General features: G+C 65.0%; 7 protein-coding genes. 1 reads left to right on the top strand and 6 read right to left on the bottom strand.

Annotated features, from left to right (window positions below; translation table 11 throughout):
* From EN893_RS23925 to EN893_RS23915, 3 genes are all read right to left on the bottom strand, one after another.
* On the bottom strand, positions 1 to 378 hold a 378-nt coding region (locus EN893_RS23925), incomplete at its 3' end, for a nitrilase-related carbon-nitrogen hydrolase (RefSeq protein ID WP_281062498.1).
* A 10-nt stretch (positions 379 to 388) separates the two neighbouring features.
* Positions 389 to 658 carry a glutaredoxin 3 gene (grxC, locus tag EN893_RS23920; RefSeq protein WP_127271365.1) on the bottom strand — a complete coding sequence of 90 codons (270 nt, stop codon included), beginning with the start codon at positions 656 to 658 and terminating at the stop codon, positions 389 to 391.
* A 27-nt stretch (positions 659 to 685) separates the two neighbouring features.
* Complete coding sequence (locus EN893_RS23915; protein WP_127271367.1) at positions 686 to 1,486, bottom strand: ComF family protein; 801 nt, start codon at positions 1,484 to 1,486, stop codon at positions 686 to 688.
* 65 nt (positions 1,487 to 1,551) lie between these two features.
* Between EN893_RS23915 and EN893_RS23910 the strand changes: the two genes are divergently transcribed.
* Complete coding sequence (locus tag EN893_RS23910) at positions 1,552 to 2,427, top strand: methyltransferase domain-containing protein (protein WP_127269619.1); 876 nt, start codon at positions 1,552 to 1,554, stop codon at positions 2,425 to 2,427.
* A 27-nt stretch (positions 2,428 to 2,454) separates the two neighbouring features.
* Here the strand turns inward: EN893_RS23910 and EN893_RS23905 are convergent, their stop codons facing one another.
* The 3 genes from EN893_RS23905 to EN893_RS23895 all read right to left on the bottom strand — a co-directional run bounded on the left by EN893_RS23905 (position 2,455) and on the right by EN893_RS23895 (position 3,615).
* Positions 2,455 to 2,640 (bottom strand): Flp family type IVb pilin, encoded by a 186-nt coding sequence (locus tag EN893_RS23905; protein ID WP_013529446.1) that lies wholly within the window; start codon positions 2,638 to 2,640, stop codon positions 2,455 to 2,457.
* A gap of 109 nt (positions 2,641 to 2,749) precedes the next feature.
* Positions 2,750 to 3,064 carry a hypothetical protein gene (locus tag EN893_RS23900; RefSeq protein ID WP_013529445.1) on the bottom strand — a complete coding sequence of 105 codons (315 nt, stop codon included), beginning with the start codon at positions 3,062 to 3,064 and terminating at the stop codon, positions 2,750 to 2,752.
* A gap of 128 nt (positions 3,065 to 3,192) precedes the next feature.
* Positions 3,193 to 3,615 carry a (deoxy)nucleoside triphosphate pyrophosphohydrolase gene (locus EN893_RS23895; RefSeq protein WP_127269618.1) on the bottom strand — a complete coding sequence of 141 codons (423 nt, stop codon included), beginning with the start codon at positions 3,613 to 3,615 and terminating at the stop codon, positions 3,193 to 3,195.
* Between the last annotated feature and the right edge of the window lie 39 nt (positions 3,616 to 3,654).

Raw genomic sequence — 3,654 nt, 5'->3', positions numbered from 1 at the left:
ACCATTGTCGAGGTCGACATCGAACATGTGGATCTTGTCGTAGGTGGCGAGCGCAGCACCATCCGGGCCAAACAGCAGCGCCCGGTTGGCGAGCTTGCCGTCGGCCCGCAGGATGGCGGTCGAGCCGATATGCAGGAAGACGCCGAGTTCCCTGGCCAATCTGCGCGCGGTCGAAACGACGATGTCCTTGTCTTCGGACGTAAACGAGGCGGCGCGAGCTTCCTTGTCGCGGATCAGCGCGCCGGTCATTTCCGGCGTCTGGATATAGGTGGCACCTAGGCTGGCTGCTTCGCGCACCAGCCGTTCGAGATCCACGGCGTTGCGCTCGGGACTCTCGCCTGAACGCATCTGGATCGCAGCGGCTTTGAAAACACCCATCGTCATTCCCTCAATTCGTCGCGCCGTTGGCGAGCAGTTTGTCCAGCCGGCCTTCGGCCTCTAGCTCGTGGAGGTCGTCACAGCCGCCGACATGCGTATCGCCGATGAAAATCTGCGGAAAGGTCGTGCGGCCATGCGCCCGGGAGATCATCTCCTGGCGCAGTTCCGGCGAGAAGGAGGCATCGTGCTCGGTAAAGGCGACGCCCTTGCGCTCGAGCAGCCGCTTGGCTGCCGTGCAATAGCCGCACATCATGCGGGTGTAGATCGTGACATCGGCCATGACGAATTTCCGCTGTTCGTTGCCGACTTATATAGTCGCGGACTCGTCCGCCCGGAAGTCCCCCGGCAACACACGCGCAAAGGTCAGCACGTCGACGGCGGCCGCACCGCCCCTTTTCAGCGCCTTGGTGGCGGAACGCACCGTGGCGCCGGTGGTGTAGACATCGTCGATCAAAAGCACCCTGCGGCCGGCGATCTCGATTTCCGCCTCGGCGGGTACCCGAAAGGCAGCCCGCACATTTTCCTCGCGTTCCCCGCGCTCCAGCCCGACCTGCTGGCGGGTGAGTTTCACGCGACGCACCGCCGAGGGGGCGAAGGGCAGTTGACTAAGCGTCGAGACCGCCCTCGCCAGTTCCGCCGATTGGTTGAAGCGCCGCCTGAAAAAGCGCCGCCAGTGCAGCGGCACCGGCACCACCACATCCGCCTCGGCGATGAGATCGGCACCGGCGCGAACCATCCAGCGCGCCATCCAGGGTGCCAGATCCGTGCGATCCTGGTATTTCAGCCCCTGCACCATCTGGCGGGCAACGCCGGAATAGGCGACCGCCGCCCGCGCCCGCTCGAAAGGCGGCGGATCGGCAATCGCCTCGGCCGACAGAAAGCCTTCGCCCATATGGTGGGTGAACGGCGTGCCCATGACCGGGCACCATGGCCGCTCCAGCAGCCTGAGCTTCGGCCAGCAGGCGCCGCACAGCACGCCTGGCTGCGAGACATGCCGGCGGCAACCGGCGCAGACCGGCGGAAACAGCATACGCGCCGGCCAGCCGACAACCGACCGGGCCAGGTTCGTGATCGCGATGGACTTGATCTTGGGCATCGGATCGGCCACGTGGTTGCTCCTGCGCGCCACTATATCAACGATCCCGGAGCGTGGACAAACAAAGGATCTGCCCGTTGCAGCCGATAATGGATACCTCTCTATGGCTGGCGCACAAGCGGCGCGCGCTTGCCCATCCGGTCGACGGTGCGGACTTCCTCATGCGCCGCACGGCCGAGGACCTTGCCGACCGGCTGGGCGCCGTCGAGCGCAGGTTCGGCAAGGCGGCTGTGCTGTTTTGCCAGACGCCGGCGGCGGCAGAAACGCTCGCCGAAAGCGGCAAGGTCGCCGACATCGTCCGCGTCGAGGCGGACACGGCCTTCCTGAGCGGTGGCGGCGCCGGCTTGATCGCACCGCTCGAAACCGTGCCGTTCGAAGCGGAAAGCCTCGATCTGGCGGTGTCGCTTCTGTCGCTGCAGGCCATGAACGACATCCCCGGCATGCTGATCCAGATCCGCCGTGCGTTGCGGCCGGATGGTCTTTTCCTCGGCGCCTTTGCCGGCGCCGGTACGCTTTTCGAGTTGCGCGAAAGCCTGCTTTCGGCCGAGACCGAGCTTTACGGCGGCGCCAGTCCGCGTGTCGCCCCGTTCACCGACGTGCGCGATGCCGGTGCGCTGCTGCAGCGCGCCGGTCTCGCTCTGCCGGTCGCCGACGTCGAGACGGTGACGGTGCGCTATGCCAGCCTGTTCAACCTGATGGCGGATCTGCGGGCCATGGGCGAAACCTCTGCGCTCACCGATCGCAGCCGGCGGCCGGGCTCGCGCAAGCTGTTTGCCCGCGCGGCGGAAATCTACGCCGAGCGGTTTTCCGACCCCGACGGCCGCGTGAGGGCAAGTTTCTCGATTGTCTGGATGTCCGGCTGGGCGCCCGACGCATCGCAGCAAAAACCGCTTAAGCCAGGGTCGGCCAAGGTCTCGCTGGGAACAATCCTGGAGGCGCCCGGCGGGCAATGATCCTGCCCGCAGGCGCGGAAAGCCGGATCAGGGCGTGGGTGCGAAAGCGTTCGCAAGCTTGCTGTTGTTGTCGCTGAACAGCCAGATGATCCCGTCGCGGACCTCACCGATACCGCCGACGATGGCCAGCGACAGCACGGCGATGATGACGCCATATTCGACGGCCGTGGCGCCGGTCTCGTCGTTCAGAAAACCCAGCAGCACTGCTTTCATGGCCTCAACCCCTCTGTCCGGGACCTTACAGCCGACCTGTTAAGAAAGGTTAACGGCAAAGGCTTAACAGGCGATGAAACCGCCGCCTTTCCGAAATCTCTTAACCATGTCAGCAGTCGCCGCTGCTCCTGCCATTGGACCTGATGATGCAGACCGAGCTCGGTTGCGGCTGCAGCACGCTGCGGCGCAGCGTGTAGGTTTCGCGATGGCCGATCGAGCCTGTCGCCGCCATGTCAAGCCCGCCGAAACCATCACGGGCCGACAGCGAGCGTGTCTGGCTGTCGAGGAAGGGGGTTGCGATCAGCGCCAGCGCCACCGCGGCCGAACCGAACAGCAGCGTGATGCGCAATATGCCCATGCCCGCATCGGCGGCGCGAAAACCGCGCTCGGGCCGGATCGAGTCCCAATCCCTGTCTAGGCTCATGCTATCGCTCCCCGGCAAATCGACGGCTCGGCCGCGAACGGCCATGCTTCAATTTTTCACGACGAGATAAATCTTCCATTAACGCTGGCTGATACACGCCTCGACCAGGAACCGACCGGACGCGAGCCTCAGAGAAGATCGATGAGGAACGGGATTAGCGGCGCATCGGCCGGCGGCATCGGATAGTCGCGCATCTGCTTTGGCCGCACCCATTTCAGCGCCTGCCCTTCCCTGGGATGGGCGATGCCGCGGAAGCGGCGGCAGATGAACAGCGGCATCAGCAGGTGGAAATCGTCGTAGGAATGACTGGCGAAAGTGAGCGGCGCCAGGCAGGGAATGTCGGTTTCGATGCCGATTTCCTCATGCAGTTCGCGAATGATGCATTGTTCGGGCGTCTCGCCGGGCTCGACCTTGCCGCCGGGAAATTCCCACAATCCGGCAAGTTGCTTGCCCTGAGGCCGCTGCGCCAGAAGCACCCGGCCGTCGGCATCGACCAGCGCGCAGGCGGCGACCAGGAGCAGGCGTTTGCCGGCGGTCACGACATTATTCATGACCCGGCGGCAAGGTCGAGCCCGGCGAGACGCCCGAAC

Origin of the sequence: Mesorhizobium sp. M7A.F.Ca.CA.004.04.2.1 (assembly GCF_004022825.1) — a bacterium.
Lineage (GTDB): Bacteria > Pseudomonadota > Alphaproteobacteria > Rhizobiales > Rhizobiaceae > Mesorhizobium.
This window is presented reverse-complemented; position numbering and strand designations above follow the sequence as displayed.

Coding starts and splice junctions, on each gene's coding strand:
- EN893_RS23895 (WP_127269618.1), bottom strand. CDS start 3,615: ATGAATAATGTCGTGACCGCCGGCAAACGCCTGCTCCTGGTCGCCGCC.
- EN893_RS23900 (WP_013529445.1), bottom strand. CDS start 3,064: ATGAGCCTAGACAGGGATTGGGACTCGATCCGGCCCGAGCGCGGTTTT.
- EN893_RS23905 (WP_013529446.1), bottom strand. CDS start 2,640: ATGAAAGCAGTGCTGCTGGGTTTTCTGAACGACGAGACCGGCGCCACG.
- grxC (WP_127271365.1), bottom strand. CDS start 658: ATGGCCGATGTCACGATCTACACCCGCATGATGTGCGGCTATTGCACG.